This is a genomic window from Sediminibacillus dalangtanensis (assembly GCF_017792025.1).
Taxonomy (GTDB): Bacteria; Bacillota; Bacilli; order Bacillales; family Amphibacillaceae; genus Sediminibacillus; species Sediminibacillus dalangtanensis.
In genome coordinates this window covers 1,661,282-1,684,982 of sequence record NZ_CP046956.1, presented here as the reverse complement: position 1 = coordinate 1,684,982, position 23,701 = coordinate 1,661,282, and the positions used below count along the sequence as shown (strand labels likewise).

Sequence of the window (23,701 nt, the reverse complement as noted above, 5' to 3'; positions counted from 1 at the left end):
GACTCAATTCTCCTTATTCCAGTTAAACTTGATTGCATTAGCCGCTACGATTCTATCATCAAAATCATGAACCTCTCCATTAATCAGCTGATAGGTTTCATGTCCTTTTCCGGCAATCAATACAATGTCATCTTCCTCTGCGAGCCGTATTGCTTCATCAATTGCCTGTTTGCGATTTTCGATCACTTGAAAATTATTCCCTTGGAGACCAGCGACCATATCGTTTAAGATAGCCTGCGGTTCTTCTGTACGCGGGTTGTCGGAAGTGAAAATAGCCAAATCTGCATACTTAACAGCTGCATCAGCCATCAACGGCCGTTTCGATTTATCTCTGTCTCCTCCGCAACCAACCACGACGTATACTTTCCTCTTCACGAAAGAGCGGATCGTTTCCAGAACGTTTTCCAAAGAATCAGGGGTATGGGCGTAGTCCACAATTACTCCAAACGGTTGACCGAGATTTACAGGTTCGAATCGTCCGCTAACACCAGTAGTTGATTCCAGTGCCCGTTTTATCGTATGTAACGGAATCCCGGCACAAATAGCAGCAGAGGCAGCCGCAAGCATATTATATACGCTGAAGTTCCCCATCAACTTACTAGTGATGTGTACTTCCTCATTAAACGTTTTTAACAAGAAACTGGACCCATTGGCATCAAGCTTGACGTCGATAGCTCGAATGTCTGCCTGCTGTTCGATTCCGTAAGTGATGACAGGTTGGGAAGTACTTTTTATCAACATTTTGGAATGAGGGTCATCTTTATTGACGACGGCAAACTTTGGCTTTTTCTCATCATACCTATTCCCCAGTTGAGAAAATAACAAGCTTTTTGCATGCAAATAATCTCCCATGCTCGCATGATAATCCAAGTGGTCTTGAGAAAGGTTGGTAAATACGGCTATATCAAAATCACATCCGTAAACCCTGCCTAAGTCCAGCGCATGGGATGATACCTCCATAAAAACGGTATCGATTTTTCTATTCACCATTTGTTGAAAACTTCTTTGCAAGAACAACGAATCCGGTGTTGTATTTTTGACATCAAAACAATCGTCTTCCATTTTCATTTGTATTGTTCCAATTAAACCGGTCTTTTTCCGTTGCTCTTTGAATATTGCTTCAAGCAAATAGGTGACAGATGTCTTGCCATTCGTTCCTGTAACCCCAATTACGTTGAGCTTCTCGGTCGGATAGTCATAAAATTTGTTAGCCAGAAGGGCTACTGCTTTTGTGGTGTCATTCACAAGGATGACGGGGATAGAAACATCCACCGGTTTCTCAGCGATAACAGCTGCAGCACCTTGTTCCTCGGCTTGCCGGGCATACAAGTGGCCATCGACTGTAAAACCCTCGATACAAATGAACAAGTCGCCTTGTTCAACATTTCTAGAATCTATTTCCAATCCCTTGATTGTTACGTTTTCAATCTCTTTCGTCTCTCGATAAAAATGTAAAGCATCTAAAATCTCCGTAAGTTTCATCATTCCACATCCTAACCTTCTAAAAACCAATTTCTTGACATCTTCCATGTACATTTTGTCTGAATTCCCTTTTTAGCTCACTGTTAATCGCCCAATCGCCACAAGAACAAGACTCCTGTAGACGATTGAACGATTTTAGTTTAAATTATTTACATCACTTTATTATAACAGAAGTTTTTCCTCTTGGCCGGATGGGTTGCTAATTTTCATCCGGTTTTTTTTCGGAAAGGTAGATTCTTACTTCTTTGCCCTGTTCTAGTTTGGTGCCAGGTTTAGGTGCCTGATCAATGATATATTCGCCTGTACCACTTGTTTCAACAGATAGGTTCACCATGTATTCCATCAATTCATTTTTACTTAAACCAACCAAGTCTGGAACCTCTACCAACGGCTGATCAGGCCACTGATATTCCTTTTCCAGCCCATTGGTGCGTTTTTTAACACCAAGAGCTCTCAAACTATCTCCGATAATGCTCCCGACGATCGGAGCTGCTACAACACCTCCGAATTGGACCGTATCTTTCGGATTATCGATAGCAACATAAACGACAATTTCAGGGTCGTCAGCTGGGGCAAAGCCCATAAAGGAAACGATGTGGTTATTGCTCATATATTTGCCATCCTTCCCTACCTTTTGGGCAGTCCCTGTTTTTCCACCTACTCGATACCCCTCGACATAAGCACCTCTTCCGGTGCCTTTGGCAACGACACTTTCTAACGCGTCCCTGATCTCTTTAGAAGTTTCGTTGGAAATCACTCTGTTTCGAAGGGTCGGCTCCGTTTTTTCAACGACTTTGTTTGTTTTGGGGTCAATCCATTCTTCGGCGATATATGGTTCATATAAATATCCTCCATTCACCGCAGCTGCCACAGCCATTACTTGCTGAATCGGGGTAACAGAAACGCCTTGACCAAAAGCGGTTGTCGCCAATTCGACAGGTCCGATATTTTCCGGTTTGAACAGGATTCCCGTTCCTTCTCCCTGTAGATCGATGCCGGTCTTTTTTCCAAATCCGAAGTCATCAATATAGGAAAACAGCTTCTCCTTTCCCAAACGTTCACCAAGCGTGACAAAACCTGGGTTGCAAGAATTCTGTACGACTTCCAGAAAAGTCTGATGGCCATGCCCGCCGCTCTTCCAGCAATGCAAAGTGGCTCCACCAACTTCGATTGATCCATCATCGTGAAATTCTTCTTCATATAAATCTACAGCATCTTCCTCCAATGCAGCTGCAAGCGTAATGATTTTGAAGGTAGAGCCTGGTTCATACGTACTCCAAATCGGAAGGTTTTTGTTATATACACTTGAATCATAATCCTGGTAATGTTCAGGGTCAAAGGTCGGTCTGGAAGACATTCCAAGTATCCCCCCCGTTTTAGGATCCACAGCAATCGCAATAGCTCCATCAGGATTATATTCCGAGACAGCAAGGTCCAGCTCACGCTCCATTATTGTCTGTACCCTGGAATCGATTGACAGTTTCAAGGAATTCCCATCCACAGGTGGGTTATATACATCTGCCAAATCAGCCATACGCTGTCCTTTGGCATCGGAAAAATAGGAGAGACTACCTTTTTCACCGCTCAGCTGTTCATCATAATACTGTTCCAGTCCCATTAGACCCTGGTTGTCGATTCCACTGAACCCAAGCACATGAGATAAATATGAACCTTTTGGATAGTGGCGTTTGGAATCTTCCGCTATATAAACTCCCTCCATTCCCAATGCCCGGATAGCATCAGCCTTTTCTTCCGAAATTTTCCGCCCCTCCGGATGAAGTCTAACAATATTTTCATTTTTAGTGACCTCTTGATAAGCCTTTTTCTTGTCCATGTTAAGGATTTTGGCCAGGGATTCTGCGGTATTTTCAGGATCTTTTATCTGACGAGGAACCAGCATGACAGTAGGAGCAGACACATTTTCAGCCAAAACCTCGCCATTCTTGTCCAAAATCTCGCCACGCTCCGGTTCAAAGACGATATCACGGCTCCATAGTTCTTTCGCTTCCCCTGTAAGCCAGTCTCCAAGGACAAATTGTACGTAACCAAGCCGGATATCGATGATTCCAAAAACAAAAATTCCCAAAAGAAAAACAGTGACTAAACGTTTTCGCATTGTTACATTGGATACTCGTTTCATAGGACATCTCCTTACAAAGGTATGCTTGTATCCAATATATGAATGGCTGAAAACGAATAGAACACTGCTGTTTTCATTATCATTGTTCCCCAGAACCGTCATCGGAAGCTTCCGGGTTTTCTTCCTCTTTAACCTTATTATCTTCTTCGCGTTGCGGCGGTGAGAACTCAACTAATAAGTAATCATCTTTTTTCAGTGCAGTTCCCTTCTTTATGCTTTGTTTAACTGCAAATCCTTTTCCCATGGTTTCTATCTCGATACCTGCCACATCCCCGAATTTGAGCACATCACGCATCGACCATCCGTTTACGTCCGGCATTTCCGGTTTTTCAGTTAGGATAAAGACTTTTTTACCGGCTAAAAGTTGTTCTCCAGGCCGGTTGCTGAAAGCTTCTACCTTTTTCCCGCTTCCGATAACCGCGGGCTTCAAACCTTTCGATTCTAGCTTCTCTTTTGCTTTATTAACGGACAATCCGTCTATATCCGGCATGCTGACCGTTTCCACTTTCTGCTCATTTTTCTGGTCAGGTTCAATATTTAAATAATGCAGACTGTTTTCCATCACATTTTTAAAAATGTATGACACTGGGGCAGAGCCAGATTCATTTTCTTCCAGATCCGGTTGTTTTACCGATACATACATCATTAGCTCAGGATCTTCTTTAGGCGCCATTCCAAGAAACGAAAATAGGTAATTTTCCTCTCCTGTCATATAACGTCCAGTCTCTGAGTCCGGGATCTGCGCCGTACCTGTTTTGCCTGCTACGGAGTAATCATTTAAGTTGTATATATTATGACCCGTACCATGTTCAGAGGTGATAACCGTCTCCAGGATATCTTTCACTTCCTTTGCCGTCTGGCTTGAAACCGGCTGGCCCGATTGCTTTGGTTCATTCTCTTTCATTACCTGTCCAGTTTCTGAATTGACAATTTTGGAAATGACATAGGGTCGCATCATTTTCCCGTCATTGGCAATGGCAGATGCGGCCATCATCAGTTGTATAGGGGTGACAGTCGTCCCCTGTCCGTAAGCGGTAGTCACTTTTTCAATTGGCCAATCATAAAGAATATGGCCCGGTTGTTCATTCGGCAAATCGATGCCTGTTTTCTGATCAAAATGGAAAGCTTTTAAATAATCGAGGAATTTATCGGGCCCCAGCTTTTCCCATACGAGCTTGGCAGCCGCCACGTTGGAAGATCGCTGTATCCCTTCTTTATAAGTGATGGTTCCCCAGTTTCTTCGCCAATCATGTATCGGACTGTTCATTTGGTCATTTTTATAAGACCCCGATTTCAGCTTTTCGTCCGGGTTAAAGACACCTTCTTCTATCGCTGCAGCAAGCGTAAAAATTTTCATGGTGGAGCCTGGTTCAAATGGGTTGGATACAACGTCGTTATACCAGTTACTCACTTCCCCAAGTTCATTCGGATTATAACTAGGCCGATTGCTCATGGCCACTACTTCTCCTGTCTTTGGGTTCATCACCACTGCTGTCATCCGCTCTGGATTATAATCCTTATCGACCTGGCTCATTGCATCTTCTAATAACGTCTGGATTTTTTGATCAATTGTCAGATAGACGTCTTCCCCGTCATCGGCCTGTTTGATCACTTCATCCGGATCAAGCAGTTTTGTGTTAAAGTTGTCCCTTTTGTAGGAAATAGATCCATTCTTCCCGCTTAGCACATCATCCATTTCTGCTTCTATCCCATTTCTGCCTATCAACTTATCTTCCTGCTGTTGCGCAATGCCAATCACTTGGGAAGCGAATGTACCATTTGGGTAATAGCGGATAGAATCTTTTTCGAAGTTGACCCCTGGAATTTCCAAGTCTTCAATCTTTTCCTTTGTCTCCTGGGTAATATTTTTCCCATGGACACCGAATTCCACTTGGAACCTGCCTTCTTCCTGCCCCTTTTTCATGATTTCGGCTATTTTTGCTGCATCCATATTTAGCAGCGGTGCCAACTGGTCAGCCGCCTTATCGATATCATCGACGTGCTTCGGCTCTTCCAATCCTTCCGAATAGCTTTCATCGACAATAGCAGAAATTTGGTAAACTGCACGGTCGTATGCAAGAGGCATCCCGTTTCGGTCCAATATCTGCCCTCTTTCTGCTTCAATTACATAAGAGTTGGTCCGTTTTTTGTCGGCCCACTCCTGCAAGGATACTCCATCTACTTCTCCTGTTCCCTGTATGTATAAAAAGCGTCCAGATAAAACAAGGAATAAGACGATAAATAACAACATAAACACCGATGACATGACATGAGTCGTTTTATTCTTTCGCACGCCATATCTCCATCCTTACTTATTCAGATATTTGAGTTGCCTGCTTCACTTCCGTATTTTGGATCTTTAGACCGTTTTCCTTGGCGATTCTCAAAATTCGGTCTGGATTACTTAAATCTTTTGCTTTGTATTCTAAATTCTGATTTATTTCCTGCTGCCTTTCCACTTGCTGTTCCAATTGTTGCACCTCTCTGTTCAGTGCATCCGTAGAACTGCTTAATGAGACAGAAAAATATAATGCCCCCACTAGTAAAGCGCTGAATATAGTATAAATGAATTTCTCTCCGGTTGTAATCCATTTTTTCTTTTGAACTTTGACTTTGACCTGCTTCTTTGTATCAGGTACCGTTTGCCGGCCGGTTTCTTGCCAGGAATCCTGCCAATTCTTTAATGGTGATGTGCTCATTTCTTATTCCACCCTTCTTGATAACTGAATTCGTCGTTCCAAGGTTTTACTTTCTCTAATATTCTCAGTTTTGCTGAGCGGGAGCGTCGGTTGACATCCAGTTCTTCATCTTCTGGAAGAATCGGTTTACGATTGATTTGTTTAAACGGCGGCTTGCTTTCTTCTGGAATCACCGGAATATTCCTGGGAAGCTGCGGTGTTGTACTCCACTTCTTAAAAGCCTGCTTGCAGAGCCTGTCTTCCAATGAATGGAAAGTGATGACAGATAGCCGCCCGTTTACAGCAATAACCTCTGCCGCTTGGTGCAATGCTTCATCAAATGCATTTAGTTCATCATTTACCGCTATCCTGACAGCCTGAAAAATTCTTTTTGCCGGATGTCCGCCCTTTCTTCTGGCCGGAGCCGGGATCGCTTCCTTGATAATATCGACTAGTTCAAATGTGGTATCGATAGACTTTTCTTTTCTGCGCTCTTCGATTTTCCGGGCAATTTGTTTGGAAAATTTCTCTTCACCGTAACGGAAAAATATTTTCACGAGTTGTTCATATGGCCATTGATTAATAACCTGATAAGCAGTAAAGTCTTGGGATCGATCCATCCGCATATCCAGACTTGCATCATGTTGATAGCTGAATCCCCTCTCTGCATCGTCGAGCTGAGGGGAGGAAACGCCTAAATCAAATAACACCCCATCGACTTCCTCTACTCCGTTATTTTCTAATTCCGCCTTCAAATTCCGGAAATTCGAATGGATGAACAGAACTTTTCCTTGGTAAGGCGCGAGGCGTTCTCTAGCGGCTTGAAGCGCCTGTTCGTCCTGATCGAAAGCGATCAGCATCCCGCCCATTCCAAGCTTGCTGGCTATCATCTCGGAATGTCCGCCTCCACCGAGCGTACAATCTATGTATGTACCATTTGGCTTTACATTCAAACCTTCCACTGCTTCTTGTTTCAGCACACTAAAATGTTCAAACATACCTTCACCCGCTTACGCTTTGTCTATTGGTAAATCAAATATCAAAATCCATCATATTTTCTGCAATTTCTGCAAAAGAGTCTTCGGATGCTTCAAAATAGGTTTCCCATTCACTGTCAGACCAGAATTCTATTCTGTTCGAGACACCGATGACCACACATCCTTTTTCCAGCCCGGCGTACTTCCGCAAAGGTGCTGGTATATTTATTCTCCCCTGCTTGTCCACTTCACATTCCACGGCACCAGAAAAGAAAAACCTGGTGAACGCTCTGGCGTCTTTTTTGGTGAGCGGCAGCTTTTTCAGCTTTTCTTCCAAAAGCGCCCATTCGTCCATAGGATAAGCAAATAAACATTGATCCAAACCGCGAGTAAGGACAAAGGTTTCCCCAAGCCCTTCCCTGAATTTTGCAGGGACGATTATCCGGCCTTTTGTATCAATATTATGTTGAAACTCACCCATGAACATAGAGACCGCCCCCACTTTCTAAATTAATCGTACCACATTCCCCCACTATTCACCACTTATTTTTTATTAAAACTTATTTACAAGTAAACAATCTGTAAAAATCTTTTTTCTACACCCCAGATACCCCGTGGTTATAGGCTTTTAGTAAGCGATGATCACTTTCACCAAAAGAACCGAACTCGTTGACTAGCCCCAAAAAAAACGCCCTGCAAAATGCAGGGCGTTCTATTACACCAAATAATCTTTACTATTCCATTTATCGATTTTTCTCAAGTGGTGGAAAGTGGAGGAGTTTCTGACCACCAGTTGAGCATTTTTATAAATAAACAATATAGTGCGCCTTACTGTAATCAAAGGATGATGCCGTAAGCTGCCTGATAAAATCTTTGCCATGATGATTGATCCAGGGAAGCGCATTCCAGGATCTCTCCTGTAATCCCCCTTCCGGATATAAGCAAAGATTCACTGAATCATATTCTTCCAACGTCTTACGATGCATATCCTGCAAGGTTTTGTTGATTCTTTCTTCTATAAAATCGATATCTCTGTATAAATACTCCAAGTTTTTATCCGCAACATGTTTCAAGTCCGTCCGAATTGCTTCGGCAGCTTTACGTAATGGCCGATGTGCTTCCTCGATAGACTTCTTGACCTGTTCAGCTAACATTTCTATCGGTGGGTTGGATTGGGAAGCAAGCCAATTTGTTTTTTCAGCATTCACTCCGCGCTCTAACACCGCTTTAATGGGTAAAGAAAGATTGCGAACTATTTTTTCAGTATTCTTATCAACCAATGTAAAAGACAATCGCGGGAGTACAGGGGGCATCTTGATTCGCAGCGCATGAAAAGCAGGTTTTAAAACCGACCAATAAGCAACTTCTCCAGGCCCGCCAAAAAAGGCAAGTGTAGGAAATAACAGTTCCTGCATCAATGGACGGGTAACTACATTGTTGCTTAATTTTTCGGGATGCTCCATTGCAATTTGACGAAGCTCTGCTGTCGTAAAGCTACATTCCTTTTGCTTTCCAGCCCATGTATTGTCTTCTTGCTTGAACAGCAATACCCTTTCTCTGCTCCCCTCAAGATGATAAAAAAGGTGCCCACTCTCCGGTTCGGCATCAAGCTCTATTGGATACCCTTCATTTCTGTTTTTTTGGATTTCCTGGTACACCCCCTGGCTGATCGAAGATTGATTTTCTATCATCGCCAGGAAGTTATCACTCTCCAATTTCCTTACCAGCGGATTTCCTGAATCCACCAACACTAGCCCATCTTCTCCAAACAGGCGCAATATAATTTTGGCAAAAAAATCTACATAAGTGCCTGAGCTTTGCAGTAAATCTTGACAGCAAGAATATAGATTCTTTGTATTGTCCGTTTCTTGAATCTGAGAAAAAATTTTTTTCAACCATTTTTCCGCTTGAGCATGATCAACCTGCAAATCGGAGACGGATTGTTTTTGATCCGAACGCTGTCCGACTCTGTTCTTTTTCATGCGCTCACCCTGTGGCATCATAATATGATCGATTTCATCGAAGTCATGATCCTCACCAGCAATCCAAAAAACCGGTATCACCGGTCTTCCTAGCCGATTTTCCTGTTCTTTGGAAAAATTGATAATCGAGATGATTTTATGTATCGTATATAGAGGGCCGGTTAACAGTCCAGCCTGCTGGCCGCCGACAATCACCATACTGTCTTCGTTTTTCAGCCGTTCTATATTATGCATTGTCGCCTGAGCTCCACCCCATCTTGCATTTAATTCAGATAAGACTGCGGACAGTCCCTCACGATTGAATTGCTTGTCGCTGATATCCTGAGCTCTTTGTACATACGTTTCCTGTTGAAAAGGCTGATAATCGAATTTATCCTGAATCGCTTTGTCTCCAGATCGGTATCCAGCGATCAGTTTCGTTTGAATGTTTGTTTCAATTGGATCAATCCGCACTATTACCTGCTCCTTTATTTGAATTTGCCTATTCGTATTTTACATAAAACAGTAGGCAAATTCACTTATTATGTTTACACGGCAAGAATTCCTGCAGTTATACCGTATAGGACGAGCAGAAAATAAAGCAGTGTGAACAGAAGAAAGCTAAGTCTCCAAAACCGCCTCCAAGCGGTGAGAAACAATACTTCCCCCTTGACTTTATACTGCATGATGATAAAAAAACTCAGAAGTACAATAAGGAAAATAAAGATGTACCCATAATAAGTAGTTCCATATAAGTGATGGAAGATGACTCCCACTGATAGAATGTATAATAGCGTTGTGTAATTAACAGAAACATGTAGTGCCTTCAAGCGATTATTGCTTACCTTTCTTACAACGATATACATCAACCAGGAAATAACTATTGGCATCGTCAAACAAAACGCAAGCAACCAGACCATTAAGTCAATCATCTTTCAAGCCTCCCGCATTCATCTCCAAAGCCTTTATGCTTCGATAGGCAAACGATGTATAATAAAGGTCACACTGCGCCTTTTCGAGTATGTAACCAGATATTGCATCTATTTCCGTCCTTCTTCCTGCTTCTATATCCTTGCACATGGATGAATAATTCTCCTTCGTTTGATAAGCTATTCGCTTTACCATTTCCCATGACTCACCTGTGCTTAATCCGAGTACTTCGCAAGCTTCCTGGCACAGTTTTCCAGCTAGCCATAGAAGATGTTCATTCTTAAGCAGGCTTTCATTCTTGACATGAAATAATGCGGTAAGCGGATTAATGACTGCATTAACTACCAGTTTCTGTGCCAACATATTGTACCAGTCTTCTTCCAAATTAATCGGGTAGGAAGATGCCGTTAGCTTCTGGATAATTTGTCTGCTTGTTGCAGACGCTTCGCTTAATGAAGCTATTCTACACAATCCTTTCCCGGTTTGTTCGACGGTATGATCGTCATGCTTTAAAGCGCCGTACTCAATTACCGCCAATAGCACGGGATGACTATTCTTCAACGGTCTAAGCAGTTCCAGATGCCCCATTCCATTTTGCAAGAAAATCAACGGAATGTTTGAATAGGATTGCAGACTGGAGAGGATTTCAGAAAGCTGATACTGTTTAACTGCAATCATTATTACGTCTTCTTGTCTTAACTCTTCTAACAGCAGTGCTTTGACCGGAAAGATCCTGTGCTCCGGAATCAAAGAGACGCCTCCCTTATTGATTTCGTGTTTTTGCTCTTCCCTTCTTACATAAACGGTGACCTGGTGATTCCCTTTAGTTAAATTGGCAGCAGTAAGGAGCCCGACTGCCCCGCCGCCAATAATGCCAACCTTCATTTTTTTACCTTCAATAAATTCAACTATTAGGATTGTAGCAGAGAATGCTGAAAATATCTGCAAAACTTTTTCGATTGCCAGTAAATAGCTGCAATTCATTTCATTCTGAAAATTTTTATACTATAATGAAAGAGGAAAGCGTAAAGAAATCAAAAAAAGCTTTCCTCGTCGGAAAGCTTCGTTTAAGGATCTGGCGGCAGCCAGTTCAATAGCAGGAAAGGGGAAATGACGATGCATCAAGTGAAGGTAGAAAGGCTGTTGGTCAACTACAAAACACTCGAAAAATTCAAGCGATTTAAAGAGTACGGAAACCAGGAACTTTCCATGCTCGAGGATTTAGAGAGCAACATTATTGAAAATGACAGTGAATCTCCTTTTTTCGGCATTTATTATGGAAACGCTTTAGTTGCCAGGATGAGTCTTTATAAAGTAGATGCAAAATACGATCAATATTTCACTCCACCGCAAGATTATCTCGAATTATGGAAGCTGGAAGTATTGCCTGATTATCAGGGAAGGGGATATGGCAGCCGACTCGTTGATTTCGCCAAAGAATATAAATTGCCGATCAAAACGAATCCAAGAATCAATTCTCACGGGTTTTGGGAAAAGATGGGCTTCAAGAAAGCTAAATACAATATGGAAAGAGATTTAGGAGAAAATCCATTGATTTGGACTCCTGAAGGTGTAGCCGAACAAAGTGTTTCCTAATGCACACCTCGACCTTCAACGTCAAAGCCGTCCTGCATGAGTTCTGCCTGTGAGGGCAGCCTCTTGAAGACGGCTCTTTTCCACTTCCATGGATGGATATTTCTATTTAGCCTGGCGTTCTTCCTCCGGGCTGTCCGCCCGCTTCCACACATCCCCAATTTCATTCCAGGCATCCCGGTATCTTTTCAATCGCTCTTTCAATTGATCATTTTCTGTTTTCAACCGCTGAATTTCTGTATCAATTGATTGCTTGTTAGCTGATTCATAACTATGCCGAAGCTTTTCCAGCATGGAAATGGCGGCTTCGAATCCAGCATCTTTCCCGTCATTTTTTATTTCTGGTTGATAGACAGGATAATGGTCCGCCTGCTTTCTATCCTGTTTTGCAAGCTGAATTGCCTGCTGATACTGTTTTCTTATGGAAGCGTTCCAGCGGAATCCGCAAGCAGCCGGGGTTCTGGATAAGCGATTGGCGACTTCCTTGAAAGCTTCGAGTTGGGTCTTCCCTTCTCTAATATAACGAAGAACAGTCTCAGCAAGCAGGACATCCTCATCCTGGCTCCAAGCGTCCTGCCTCGTATTGTTCATATCATCCCTCCTGTATACGGTTTGCTATCAATGTATGCAAAAGATAGGAATGATAGAATAAAATTATCTGTTCTATTTTTTTCTTCGTTTGAAAACCCTTCTATTTGCTTCTATTTAACTTCGCAGCCATCGAAAGCGATATGGCATGACGTTTTTCAGACCACTGCCACCGAACAATCGCCTGTTGATTGTCCACTATCTTAAAATAGATAAAACGAAAATGCACTTAGCCCATCATGCTTTCTTTTGCCTTGAATTCCTTGTTGGAGGAAAGGCATCGGCGAGAACCTTCGATTAAAGCGCAAGAAGGATCACCAGCCCCGTCCGCGAAAAGCATTTCGGAGCGAGTATCAGCACTCCTATTCGAAAATCATCCGGCAAATTAGGTTCCGGTCCAAATCTTTTACGCAAACACCACAATTTTACAGCAAACACGAAAATAAAAAAATCACCTTTCAAACCGCTTGTTTAGCAAGTTCAAAAGGTGATTTCCTTATAAGGACGCCTATTGATGATATTATTGCTCAACCACTTGTTTTCCGTCATAATGTCCGCAATTTTTGCAAACATGGTGCGGTTTTGTGTATTCACCACAGTTAGAGCACTCAATCATACCTGGTACGTGAAGTTTTTTATGCGTACGGCGTTGGTTTTTGACTTTTTTAGAAGTTCTTCTTTTAGGTACTGCCATGTCTTACACCTCCTTCAACTAATAACGAAAATCATTCCTTATCCGGAAGAAAAAATAGAGAAACTATTTTTCTGCTCGTCATAATAAGGTAAAGATGAAGCTGAAAAGCTATCCTCAGCGATTTTCTTCTTGATCTTTGTTTTTCAGCAATGATTGCAGTTTTTCCAGACGCGGGTCGACCTTATCCTCTGTTTTACCTTCGGTATGCAATTCCCAGCCTTCCCCTTCGGTCAGAGCATTTTCCTGCACCTTCGGATCATCAGAAAATACACGAAACGGTACTTCCAATAAAACATTTTCCTTTATATAAGGAGTTAAGTCAAGCATTTCTCCATCAACCGGATGAATTTCTGATTCATCCTCTTCTTGGTAATATGGTGAAGCTGAAAAAACTTCCAAAGCATCAATGTGAAATGGATAAGGAACATCCACCAAGGTTCTAGCACAAGGAAGAATCATTTCTCCTTCAATCGAAAAAAGAAAGGTAATTTCATCCCCCTGTGTGGTTGCTCGACCCTTGACCAAAACAGGATCAATTTTCCGAATGTCATTGTTCATTTCTTCTATTTCAGAAATATCTACATGGTCTTCAAATGAATAGCCTTCCGTTCCGGCCATTTTTAACTTTTGAAGAGGAAATTTCATTGATATCACCTCAAGGCAACAAAAAATATTTTAAAAGGTATTCCGGCATTTGTCAATATTTTTTCTTTACAGCGTTTATTTTATTCCGATTCAAAAACATGCATGGAATGCATATTCTAGTATACTAACATATTCTTCGGTGACAACCAAATTAAAATGCAGATGGCCGATTGATTTGATAAAATAAAATCAAACCATTAACAGGAGTTGGATCGCATGAACGCTTGTGGACTGATAGTGGAATACAATCCGTTTCACTATGGGCATCTCTATCATTTGCAACAATCACGGAAAAAATCTGCAGCCGACTGTGTAGTAGCGGTTATGAGCGGTAACTTTTTGCAGCGTGGTGAACCGGCGATTATCGATAAGTTTCAAAGGGCAAAAGCAGCTATACTATGCGGCGTCGATCTTGTCATCGAGTTACCTGCAGTGTTCGCCGTTCAAAACAGTGATTTATTTGCAAAAGGAGCCTTGCTTACTTTGGAGGAATTGAAGGTTGATTCCGTTTGTTTTGGAAGTGAACACGGTGAAATTGATACTTTTTTACAGGCATATAATCGTTTCAGCCAACACCGGGAGACATATGAACAGGAACTGAAGCGGTCATTAACAGAGGGGCATTCCTTTCCTGAAGCAAGCAGGTCTGCTTACCAAGCAATCGGGTTGAATTCAGGGACGGTCGATTTAGCCAAACCGAACAATATACTTGGCTACAGTTATGTGAAAGCAATCGAGGAATACGGTCTTTCCATGAAAGCATTGACGATTAAACGAGTGCACAACGATTATCATGAGCCAGAGATCAAACATTCTATTGCAAGTGCAACCAGCATACGCAACGAACTGAATAAACATCAAGACATCACGGATATCGCCAAAGAGACTCTACCCGATCCTGTCCAGCAAATATTGCTGGAATATAAGCAGGAGGCTGGTTTGTGGCATAATTGGCAGGATTATTTTGACCTTCTTCAATACCGGATACTTACCATGCAGGTGGAAGAAATAAGAGAAATTCACGGTGTTGAGGAGGGCTTGGAGCATCGATTGAAAGAAACTGCTGCCAAAACAGACAGCTTTATCGATTGGATGACAGCACTAAAAACAAAACGATACACTTGGACAAGATTGCAGCGAATCTTTGTTCACTTATTGCTTAATAACCAAAAACAAACCATTCAACCTTTATTAAACACAGACCACATGCAACATCTGAGAATTTTGGCAATGAATAAAACTGGACGAGCTTACTTAAACCATAAACGAAAAGAAATAGATGTTCCGCTGGTTTCGCAGTTAAAAAAGCAAAAAAGCCCGCTTGCTTTGATAGATGAAAAAGCTTCAAACGCTTACTACAGTGTCACTAATCATGATATAAGGAGTAAGTTGCGCCGCCAGGAGTTGACCTCTCCTTACATAGCAGGCGAAGAATAAAAAATTTCATATTTAGAACTATGTTATCTGATTTTATGAGAATATCAGATAATGAAAAATGGATATATAATAACCGAACGAATTCTAAATGCTGATTGAATTCGCTCGATTTTTTGTAAAGTTAACTTCCTTTTATCCTCTTGTTGGATGCGTGCTTCGAATCGCTACGTTTTCGCAGCCTGATGTCTACATGATCAAGACAAGATGAACAGAACCGTATTCTTCTATTGGCTGATAGGTATCTAAACAGTGACGAAGACAAATAATCAGCGGGGGCTGCTATATTCTTTGGAAATAGGACAATAGCATAAAAAGGCTGAAGAAGTACTCCTGGTTCCATGCGGCTTCGCTTTCTATCCGTGACGGCAATAGGCAAAACGGAAATCACACCAGAAGAGAAAGTATCTCCTACAACGGAGGCAAGGTGCGCAGACTTCAGCGGAATGAGCGCGAGCTGAAGATCCACTTGGCAAAGCATACCGCATTGCCAAATTAGCTGAAGCCGTGCCCGCTGAAAGCGAAGTACCTTGCCGGAGTGGAAAGTGGCACTTTTCAGAGGGTAGAATGGTTTGCTTTTTGCTAACCAAATAAAAACCGAACGAATTGTAAATCGTTCGGTTTTTATTCTGGTCACGATGCTTTTGTCCAAGTCTCTTTCATTTCCGTATTAAGTTACTTTGACAGTACTCAGATGATTTCCGGAACCTATTAATTATCCATTTCTTGAAGATAAGTCAATGCATCATCAAACGTATCGACAGGTACAATCTCCATGTCTGTGCCAATCTCCTCTGCCGTTTTTACAGCAACTTTATAATTGGATTCTTCCGCTCCACCTTCGTTTGGAGCGAAAAACACTTCACAGCCTTCCTTGTCAGCAGCAATGACTTTTTTGTCAATACCGCCAATACGGCCTACTTCCCCTTCGTAATTAATTTCTCCTGTACCCGCAATTTGATGGCCTTTCGTCAAATCATCTTCCGTCAGTTGGTCATAAATTTCCAAACTGAACATCAGACCTGCACTTGGACCACCAATATTACCGCTTGCAAACTTTAGCTCCGGTTCTACTTCTACATTGCGGTTGGTAACTAATTGAATACCTATTCCTATCTTTTCCTGTCCAGGAAACTCTTCCAATTCAATTGTTTTATTGACAGCTTCTTCTTCTCTTTCCACGGTTACTTCTATTTGGTCACCCGCTTCTTTACTCGATACATAGTTGATCAAATCATCTGATGTTTCAAGTTCGCGTCCGTCTATTTCTACAATTTTATCTCCTGCCTTTAGTTTTCCTTCTGCAGGCATTCCTTCAATCACTGCTACGACATAGACACCCTCGTATTCAATGTCTATTTGTTTCCCAGCCGCCTGATAAGCTACGACCGTAGAAGCTTCCTGTGAGCTTTCCATCATCTGTAGTTGAGCCTGAAAGTACTCATCCTGGGAAATCCCTTCAGGAAACACTTCTTCAATTGGCTCAATATCCTGATGAGGACGGATGGATGCCCATAAGTACTGTAACGGGGTTGCTTGTCCTCCCCGGATGGTTACCAAGTGCATATCTCCTTTACTTTCAAACCCACCAGCTACTTCTACGATTGGGTTCAATGCATCAGCTCCACCTGGTTTGTAAATATAATAGGGTAACCGATAGCTAACCAAAAAAGCCGCAATGACAATGACAATGATTGCGGGAATGAGCGTTTTTTTATTAAATTTCATCTCTTTTTCTCCTTCCAATCCTCGATGCTGCGAATAATCTCCGGCATTTTTCGCAATGTCTCCCGCTCTCCTTCATCGACTATCGCTTCTATATCCTTGAATGCACGGGAACTAAACGCAGATACGTTGGGTTTCAATAGAATATCTGCTTGTGGACCCGTTGCGTTGACCAGCTCATCCTGCATAATATCGATACTTTGAATAATCACGTCATAAATGGAATCAACATCGGTATTAATCGAAAAATGAGCACAATCTACGCCAATCACGAAATCCGCCCCCAGCTGCTTGGCAACCGAGACCGGAACACGATCAACTACTCCCCCGTCAACAAATAACTGCCCATCGATATTTACCGGAATAAATATGCCCGGTATCGATATACTCGCCCGGACAGCATCTGCTGCACTTCCCCCTGTAAACACTTTTTTACTGCCATCAAATAAGTTAGTTGCTGTTACACCGATTGGTATATCAAATTGTTCCAGATTTTTATTAAAGGTAAACAAGCGGATATATTCCTTAATTCGGTCTCCTTGAAGAAACCCCATATTCGGAAGGGTAAAATCCAAAAAATACTTTCGCTTGAATGTTCTGGCAAGCTGGTACAAGCTGTCCAGTCTCTGACCAGATGCATACAACGCACCGATCAGCGCCCCCATACTGCTTCCTGCTATACAATTAATGGCAATCCCTTTATCAGTTAATGCTTTTAAAACGCCTAAGTGGGCAAACCCCCTAGCCCCTCCTGAACCTAATGCCAAACCTATAGATGGATTCACCCTGGAACGCTCCTTTAGCCTGAATGTTTTTTACCTATATTATGGCATAAAACCAAGAACTATGAGCGTATATTGTTAAAGGATTGCTTGTACTATAGGAGCTATTCATATTCTACTATTTCCTCTAATAGAAGTACAGAAATGTGTGAAGCTCACCAACTGGGAGGCCGGAGTATTGAAATCTAAAATAAAGTCGATTTTGTTTGCCGGAACAGCTTTATTTCTGGCAGCTGCACTGATTACATTTCCAGATCAAACACTAGAAGCAAGTATACGGGGATTGAATATGTGGTGGGAAATTGTATTTCCATCTCTGCTTCCGTTCTTCATCACTGCCGAGTTATTAATTGGGTTTGGGGTAGTCCGTTTCATCGGTGTTTTATGTGAGCCTGTCATGCGTCCATTATTCAACGTACCAGGAGCCGGGAGCTTTGTCTGGGCAATGGGGATGGCCAGCGGTTATCCGTCCGGAGCGAAGCTTACCACACGGCTTCGCCAGGAAAAACAATTGACAAAGACCGAAGCAGAGCGCCTCGTTTCCTTTACAAATGCTTCAAATCCTTTATTTATCTTTGGCGCGGTATCTGTCGGTTTTTTTCATGATGCACAGTTAGGGATTTTGCTTGCAGTTTGTCATTATGGCGGGAACACACTTGTCGGACTCTGCATGCGTTTTTACGGCAGAGACAGAAAAGAGCGCGGCGAAGAAAAACAACGTGTTTCACTATACCATGCTTTACAGGCACTTCATCGGACAAGACTGCAGGATTCTCGCCCATTCGGGAAAATATTTGGCGATGCCGTCATTCAATCTATCCAAACCCTATTGATGATAGGTGGATTTATCATCATGTTTTCCGTGTTCAATAAACTAATATTTCTAATCGGCATATCCAAAATTCTGGCTGCCGGTATTTCTTTGCTTTTCACATTGGCTGGCATTCCAGGAGAATTGGCGCTACCGTTTTTTTCGGGACTGTTTGAAATCACCCTAGGTGCCCAAATGATTTCGGGTACAAACTTGCCAGACATGCTGCCAGAAGTCATTGTAGTCAGTTTTATTCTGGCATTCAACGGGTTTTCGGTTCAGGCACAAGTGGCAAGTATCCTTGCCGAAAGCGATATTCGCTTCACACCATATTTCTTTGCAAGAATTCTGCATGGAATTTTTGCCAGTACCTTAGCCATCTTATTATTCAAGCCACTGTACCAAGACCAGCTGGCTTCCTCAACGGGATCCAGCATTCCAGTGTTCGCTGCCTCAGATGGTCAAAATTGGCTCCTTTCCTTTGAACTGCTTCAGCAATTCGGACCGTTGATCACACTGTTATCCCTTGCCTGCGGAGCGCTGATTTTGCTTCGACGATTAAGTCGTTGATAATTGAATGGAGGATTAAAGGCTGTACCTCTCATCTAAACGGCTAATACTTACTGTTTAGCGGTGGCACAGCCTCTCCTGATTAGTTGAACTTTTGCTGAAGTGCCAGTTCAACTGCTTTCGGAACTAAATCCGATACATTAGCCTGATATTTGGCTACTTCCTTTACCATACTTGAACTCAAAAAAGAATAATCGTTATTTGTCATCATAAAAAAAGTTTCTATGTCCTCATTCAGCTTGCGATTCATTGTTGTTATTTGCATTTCGTACTCGAAGTCGCTGACTGCCCGCAATCCTCTTATAATCACCGAAGCTTTCTTCTGTTTGGCATACTCCATCAACAGTTGACTACTCGAATCCACTTCAACGTTTTCCATATCACTGGTAACGCTCTTTAATAATTCAATTCTTTCGTCTACAGTAAATAGCGGAGACTTCGATTGATTGTTAAAAACAGTTACAATAATTTTATCAAACACCTTTGCCCCCCGCTGAATAATGTCCAAATGTCCATAGGTGACTGGATCAAAACTTCCTGGACATATAGCAACTCTTTCCATCTTTATTGCTCCTTTCGCTGGTAGATAGTAATGCTGGTAGTACCTCCGTAAACTTCTGTCTGCCTTCGTGAAAAACCGGCATATTCATCGACCAGTCTTTCTCTGTTTTCATGTTCGCAAACGATCAGCCCTTTTTTTGTCGACAAGTGGTATGTATCTATTGCTCCCAATAATTTCTCATAGGAAACATTTCCATACGGCGGATCTAAAAATATGACATCAAATAACAGACCGCGTTTGCCCGCCGCTTTCATCGCCATAAACGCATCTGTCCGAAAGACTTCTGCAGATTCCTCAAGTTCCAGGCTTCGAAGGTTATCATGAATAGTACGGATAGCTTTTGGCTGTTTATCGACAAACACTGCTTTTTCCATTCCCCGGCTCAATGCTTCAATTCCGAGTCCTCCTGAACCAGCAAACAAATCTAAGCAATTTCCTCCCTGGAAAAACGGTCCGATAATTTGAAACAACGCTTCTTTTACCTTATCTGTGGTAGGCCTGGTCAGCCGGTTTGGCACTGGATCTAATTGCCTTCCTTTGTATTTACCGGAAATAACCCTCATCAGTGTCCACCTCTCGCTTTATATTCGAACTTCATCCTACCATAAAACGGTATATAGCGGAAATATTCCATTCTTTAAATTATTGTTCTACGGAAAGGTATATAAATTTCCAATCCGTCCATACTAACGTAGTGAAGCAGCTGGCTATCCTGACGGCTGCTTCAGAACACGGAGAAGGCTTACGTTTCCCCATAAGTTCTTCTTCCGGTTTCTCCTCTCCCTTTGCCTTTTTGTTTTCTAATCAGAGAACAAAAAGGGCCTGCAGATTTATCTGCAGGCTTTTTTTATGGTTTTCTCCCTTCCTGATATTTGCAATGGCCTTATCCCATGCTAAAGTATAAGGGGAGAGAGGTGAACAAATGATTCAGCGAATAATTGAACTTGGCGATGGATATGCTGATATATATGAACTCTGTGAACTTGCGGGAAAAATGCCCGAAAGGATTCTTCACTTTGTATCACTCCGGACTGAGAAAAATGGCAGGAAGGTTACTTCGCCGGCTATTATTATGAGTCCTGCCACAGTCGGTAATTTTCAGCCGATTTATATTTGTATGGAAGGTGTACCAGACCCGGAATTTGCTGAGAGCAAAAGATATGAATTATTTAAAAAGGCAGCTTCCGAACAAGAGCATGAAATTAAATCATTAATAGTCAAATCTTCTGCTGATTTTCATGAAAAGACGTTATATTTTCAATATCTGATCGGAATTTTTCAAATGAACCGTTTGATAAAAATTCACTAATCCATAGTGTATGACAAATGGAAACCATCATATTCAGTATTGATCCTATTTAAAAAAGTTTCTAAATGCATCTGCAAAAGCTGTAACAGGAACAAAAGCGCAAGCGCCTGTTTAAGGGAGTACAGGCTAAAGCCGCCACGTCCTGTGGCAACGCCTGCATGACCCACATCGTTTGGGCCTCCGACAAGCTTAAGCAAAGCCTCGAAGTGGCGGCCTTTTGCCACACAGAGGATTTGCTTAAGACCTCGAGGGGGTAGGCGCTGAAGCTAAACATCTCTGAAATTTATACTTTCTTATCTTTCGAAAAAAACATCCTGCCGAGTGTCCGGCAAGGATGTTTTTAAATACCCATTTTATAATCATATTCTTTCGCCTTATCCATTTTTGCATTTTCAAATTCGGTGTTCACGTAAGGCTTGTATGAAAAATCCACTTTGGATATAAACGGTAAATGATTCAATTTATCTGCCGTTTCATCGGCTTCAACTTGATCTACATAGACCACAGCGTATTTTCGCTGCTTTGATACATATATTAAATGACCGAATCGTTTGATTTGTTTTATGTTTTTCATATGTTGGAACCAAACAATTAACCCTTGACGTTTTGTTCTCATATAGGATCCTCGCTTATTCACTGATTTATGTCCATTTTATCAGAATATTTCGTACCCATCAATATCCTGAAAAAACAGAAAGGCTGGACCAATCATTCAGTATGAGGTCCAGCCGCTCATGTATATATAGTGATTATGAAGCTTGACAGCCACAGCTTCCACCGCTTCCACAGCCACATCCGCTGTCCTGAAGTGCTGCTCCATCCTTAGGCACTTTCACCTGCTCGCTGGCGCTATGGGCAACCAAATCACTGATTTCATCAAGAAATTGCTGCAAATTGCGTTCAGCTATTTTAAACGAAGCAACTTTTTCGTTCATGTCCATTTCCCTTTTCGAAGCACGAACATCCTTCATAATTTGATTATAATCCGGATGATACCTACCGAATCGCTGAACATCCTCGTACTGTTCTTTCATACGATTGAAGGAAGCAATCAGTTTTTGCGCCTCATCATCCTCTTCCAGCTGTCTTTTTTGCTGATGATATTCTTCCATGACATCGGATTGAAGAATCATTTGGCCAAGTGCTTCAGACTTATCTATAATATCTACTAACTCTAAAGTGGCAAACACTGTATCCACCTCCATATCCTATATAATACCAACAATGGACTGAAATGAAAAGTAATATCAGTCCTTTTAGTAATGTAGAACCGGATTATGACTTGCAAGGATAGAGGTCCAACAATTATGGCTCGTCTCAAACTTTTGCTGTGTTCTACAAGGCGGATTCTTATAAATTTTTGCTCTTGCACATAAATTATAAACTACGACATAGTTTGAATGCATCTTCCTGTCTTCTTACTTTACTTCTTACTTTTGTTGAGTTGGAGTTCGACGCTGCGAAAATACCCTGCGCTTTCCGCGGGCGGCTGGTGAGCTTCCTCGAGCTGACGCTCTGCGGGATCTCACCGAGGCCTTTCCTCCCGCGGGAGTCTCCGGGTATTTTCTTCGCTAGGAACAGCTTTCTGTTTAGAAACGCCTCGAAATTTTTTATTCATGGTACTCTATGCACCTTATTATCAAAAGATTGCTAGGAAAACAAGCAGAAAGTCCAAGAACAGGAGAAAAGACGGGAACTCCAACTGTCTTTTTATGAAAAGAAGTACCTATTTCCTGAAAAACGTTTTTAAGATGGCTTGTTGGTTCTCAAGGAAAAAGTCTCCGCTTCCTTTAATCAGCATGCTCCTTAGCGCAGGGAGCATACGCAGACTCCTGCGGGAACAGCACGAGCTGAAGATCCACTTGGTAAAGCGGTTTTCTTTACCAAGTTAGCTGAAGCCGTGCCCGCGGAAAGCGAAGTATGCTACCAAGCGGTAACACGCTCTTTGAATAGGCAATGAAACTTCCCATTACAGTTATATCGCAGTTTCTATCAACTATGCCGATTAATAAGCAACAATGTATGCGAAAAGATCCCATCAAAATAAAGTTTTCCTAATTAATCCTTCATGGATCCGGCCATTTGGATAAGCATTGATATCATTTGCATTTGACCACTCAAACGTTCAATCCGCTGCGGAATTGTTTTCCCATAAAAAGCTTTTGCTGCTTTTTCCATCTCCGTAAATTCTTCCGGATACCGAGTCAATTTCCGATACCATTCGGGGTTCATCCTGATAAAATGCTTCAAGTCTGGCCGGTTCGTCAGTTGCTGATAAATGGCTGGCTGCAATCCGTATTCCCCCTAATCTTTACTCCAAGGTGTCTGATGCATTTTAGATTGTTTTGCCGGAGAATGTTTTTTAAACTCTTGAAATTGGCCAATTAACGTCTGGATATTGTTAATCGCTCCGTTTAATTGATGCATATGACCCTGCACCTTATTTAAGTCTACTTTCTCAATCATTTGCATGAATTGACTTGCAAGCTGTTGCTGCTTACCTTGAGAATCTCCTGGTGCCGACCTTTCACTATTCTGTGCTCCCTTCAGGTTTCCCGTTTGGAATTCCTTCCATTTTTCATCTTCTTCCCCGAGCAACACCCACATTTCATAGATATCCTGCCAGGAATTTCCGTTTTGGTTAACTTCCTTTACCAGTCCAGGATGCTTTTTGACGAATGCTTTAAACTCTTGTACAGAAGGGTGTAAATCACTCATTGACAATCACCTGCTCCCCATATCCTTTTTCATTCATTATATGAATGCTTAGAGAACGTGTGAAATTCCTCCCTATGACAAGTGTCCATGAGCAAGTAACTA

At 42.0% G+C, this 23,701-nt stretch carries 24 protein-coding genes; 4 read left to right on the top strand and 20 right to left on the bottom strand.

Annotation, left to right across the window (positions count from 1 at the left end; genetic code table 11):
* Nucleotides 1–3: 3 nt before the first annotated feature.
* From ERJ70_RS08505 to ERJ70_RS08465, 9 genes are all read right to left on the bottom strand, one after another.
* A complete protein-coding gene (locus ERJ70_RS08505) occupies nt 4–1,482 on the bottom strand; it encodes a UDP-N-acetylmuramoyl-L-alanyl-D-glutamate--2,6-diaminopimelate ligase (RefSeq protein ID WP_209369229.1) in 1,479 nt (492 codons plus the stop codon).
* A 199-nt stretch (nt 1,483–1,681) separates the two neighbouring features.
* On the bottom strand, nt 1,682–3,622 hold the full coding sequence (locus tag ERJ70_RS08500; protein ID WP_209368599.1) for a stage V sporulation protein D: 1,941 nt from the start codon (nt 3,620–3,622) through the stop codon (nt 1,682–1,684).
* A 79-nt stretch (nt 3,623–3,701) separates the two neighbouring features.
* Nucleotides 3,702–5,915, bottom strand: coding sequence for a penicillin-binding protein (locus ERJ70_RS08495; RefSeq protein ID WP_245208155.1), 2,214 nt, complete (start codon nt 5,913–5,915; stop codon nt 3,702–3,704).
* A 19-nt stretch (nt 5,916–5,934) separates the two neighbouring features.
* Entirely contained in the window at nt 5,935–6,321 is a 387-nt protein-coding gene (gene ftsL / locus ERJ70_RS08490) for a cell division protein FtsL (protein ID WP_209368598.1), read from the bottom strand.
* Nucleotides 6,318–7,298: a 16S rRNA (cytosine(1402)-N(4))-methyltransferase RsmH gene (rsmH, locus tag ERJ70_RS08485; protein ID WP_209368596.1), complete on the bottom strand. Its 981-nt coding sequence runs from the start codon at nt 7,296–7,298 to the stop codon at nt 6,318–6,320. Before rsmH ends, ftsL begins: the two co-directional genes overlap by 4 nt.
* A 34-nt stretch (nt 7,299–7,332) precedes the next feature.
* The gene (gene mraZ / locus ERJ70_RS08480) at nt 7,333–7,764 is read right to left on the bottom strand and encodes a division/cell wall cluster transcriptional repressor MraZ (protein WP_026570460.1); all 432 of its coding nucleotides are present in this window, start codon (nt 7,762–7,764) and stop codon (nt 7,333–7,335) included.
* 316 nt (nt 7,765–8,080) lie between these two features.
* A complete protein-coding gene (bshC, locus tag ERJ70_RS08475) occupies nt 8,081–9,712 on the bottom strand; it encodes a bacillithiol biosynthesis cysteine-adding enzyme BshC (protein ID WP_209368594.1) in 1,632 nt (543 codons plus the stop codon).
* Between the two features lie 74 nt (nt 9,713–9,786).
* Entirely contained in the window at nt 9,787–10,170 is a 384-nt protein-coding gene (locus ERJ70_RS08470; RefSeq protein ID WP_209368592.1) for a DUF3397 family protein, read from the bottom strand.
* Nucleotides 10,163–11,053, bottom strand: coding sequence for a 2-dehydropantoate 2-reductase (locus ERJ70_RS08465; RefSeq protein ID WP_209368590.1), 891 nt, complete (start codon nt 11,051–11,053; stop codon nt 10,163–10,165). Before ERJ70_RS08465 ends, ERJ70_RS08470 begins: the two co-directional genes overlap by 8 nt.
* Before the next feature lie 231 nt (nt 11,054–11,284).
* Between ERJ70_RS08465 and ERJ70_RS08460 the strand changes: the two genes are divergently transcribed.
* The gene (locus tag ERJ70_RS08460) at nt 11,285–11,764 is read left to right on the top strand and encodes an N-acetyltransferase (protein WP_209368588.1); all 480 of its coding nucleotides are present in this window, start codon (nt 11,285–11,287) and stop codon (nt 11,762–11,764) included.
* A 102-nt stretch (nt 11,765–11,866) separates the two neighbouring features.
* On the opposite strand, the gene ERJ70_RS08455 is transcribed toward ERJ70_RS08460, so the two are convergent.
* The 3 genes from ERJ70_RS08455 to ERJ70_RS08445 form a co-directional block, all read right to left on the bottom strand.
* Nucleotides 11,867–12,352: an RsfA family transcriptional regulator gene (locus tag ERJ70_RS08455; RefSeq protein ID WP_209368587.1), complete on the bottom strand. Its 486-nt coding sequence runs from the start codon at nt 12,350–12,352 to the stop codon at nt 11,867–11,869.
* Between the two features lie 517 nt (nt 12,353–12,869).
* Nucleotides 12,870–13,043: a 50S ribosomal protein L32 gene (rpmF, locus tag ERJ70_RS08450; protein WP_026570466.1), complete on the bottom strand. Its 174-nt coding sequence runs from the start codon at nt 13,041–13,043 to the stop codon at nt 12,870–12,872.
* 114 nt (nt 13,044–13,157) lie between these two features.
* Nucleotides 13,158–13,688 carry a YceD family protein gene (locus ERJ70_RS08445; RefSeq protein ID WP_209368585.1) on the bottom strand — a complete coding sequence of 177 codons (531 nt, stop codon included), beginning with the start codon at nt 13,686–13,688 and terminating at the stop codon, nt 13,158–13,160.
* A 216-nt stretch (nt 13,689–13,904) separates the two neighbouring features.
* Here ERJ70_RS08445 and ERJ70_RS08440 point away from each other — a divergent pair, with 216 nt between their 5' ends.
* Nucleotides 13,905–15,125 (top strand): nucleotidyltransferase, encoded by a 1,221-nt coding sequence (locus ERJ70_RS08440; RefSeq protein WP_209368583.1) that lies wholly within the window; start codon nt 13,905–13,907, stop codon nt 15,123–15,125.
* Nucleotides 15,126–15,833: 708 nt separating this feature from the next.
* Here the strand turns inward: ERJ70_RS08440 and ERJ70_RS08435 are convergent.
* Both ERJ70_RS08435 and ERJ70_RS08430 read right to left on the bottom strand, forming a co-directional pair.
* Nucleotides 15,834–16,850, bottom strand: coding sequence for a SepM family pheromone-processing serine protease (locus ERJ70_RS08435; protein WP_209368581.1), 1,017 nt, complete (start codon nt 16,848–16,850; stop codon nt 15,834–15,836).
* The gene (locus ERJ70_RS08430) at nt 16,847–17,632 is read right to left on the bottom strand and encodes a patatin-like phospholipase family protein (RefSeq protein WP_209368580.1); all 786 of its coding nucleotides are present in this window, start codon (nt 17,630–17,632) and stop codon (nt 16,847–16,849) included. Before ERJ70_RS08430 ends, ERJ70_RS08435 begins: the two co-directional genes overlap by 4 nt.
* 175 nt (nt 17,633–17,807) lie before the next feature.
* Between ERJ70_RS08430 and spoVV the strand changes: the two genes are divergently transcribed.
* A complete protein-coding gene (spoVV, locus tag ERJ70_RS08425) occupies nt 17,808–19,010 on the top strand; it encodes a dipicolinic acid transporter SpoVV (RefSeq protein ID WP_209368578.1) in 1,203 nt (400 codons plus the stop codon).
* An 82-nt stretch (nt 19,011–19,092) separates the two neighbouring features.
* Here the strand turns inward: spoVV and coaD are convergent, their stop codons facing one another.
* Together coaD and rsmD are read right to left on the bottom strand one after the other, a co-directional pair.
* Nucleotides 19,093–19,572 (bottom strand): pantetheine-phosphate adenylyltransferase, encoded by a 480-nt coding sequence (gene coaD / locus ERJ70_RS08420; protein WP_209368576.1) that lies wholly within the window; start codon nt 19,570–19,572, stop codon nt 19,093–19,095.
* 2 nt (nt 19,573–19,574) lie between these two features.
* Complete coding sequence (gene rsmD / locus ERJ70_RS08415) at nt 19,575–20,135, bottom strand: 16S rRNA (guanine(966)-N(2))-methyltransferase RsmD (RefSeq protein ID WP_209368574.1); 561 nt, start codon at nt 20,133–20,135, stop codon at nt 19,575–19,577.
* A gap of 359 nt (nt 20,136–20,494) precedes the next feature.
* On the opposite strand from rsmD, the gene ERJ70_RS08410 reads away from it, so the two are divergent.
* Nucleotides 20,495–20,881, top strand: coding sequence for a DUF7147 family protein (locus ERJ70_RS08410; RefSeq protein WP_209368572.1), 387 nt, complete (start codon nt 20,495–20,497; stop codon nt 20,879–20,881).
* A gap of 340 nt (nt 20,882–21,221) precedes the next feature.
* Here the strand turns inward: ERJ70_RS08410 and ERJ70_RS08405 are convergent, their stop codons facing one another.
* The 4 genes from ERJ70_RS08405 to ylbD form a co-directional block, all read right to left on the bottom strand.
* Nucleotides 21,222–21,497: a YlbG family protein gene (locus ERJ70_RS08405; RefSeq protein ID WP_209368570.1), complete on the bottom strand. Its 276-nt coding sequence runs from the start codon at nt 21,495–21,497 to the stop codon at nt 21,222–21,224.
* A 133-nt stretch (nt 21,498–21,630) separates the two neighbouring features.
* The gene (locus tag ERJ70_RS08400) at nt 21,631–22,071 is read right to left on the bottom strand and encodes a YlbF/YmcA family competence regulator (RefSeq protein ID WP_209368567.1); all 441 of its coding nucleotides are present in this window, start codon (nt 22,069–22,071) and stop codon (nt 21,631–21,633) included.
* Between the two features lie 868 nt (nt 22,072–22,939).
* Complete coding sequence (locus tag ERJ70_RS08395; protein ID WP_209368565.1) at nt 22,940–23,173, bottom strand: YlbE-like family protein; 234 nt, start codon at nt 23,171–23,173, stop codon at nt 22,940–22,942.
* Nucleotides 23,174–23,185: 12 nt separating this feature from the next.
* Nucleotides 23,186–23,599, bottom strand: a complete 414-nt coding sequence (gene ylbD / locus ERJ70_RS08390; RefSeq protein WP_209368564.1) for a spore coat protein YlbD — start codon at nt 23,597–23,599, stop codon at nt 23,186–23,188.
* Between the last annotated feature and the right edge of the window lie 102 nt (nt 23,600–23,701).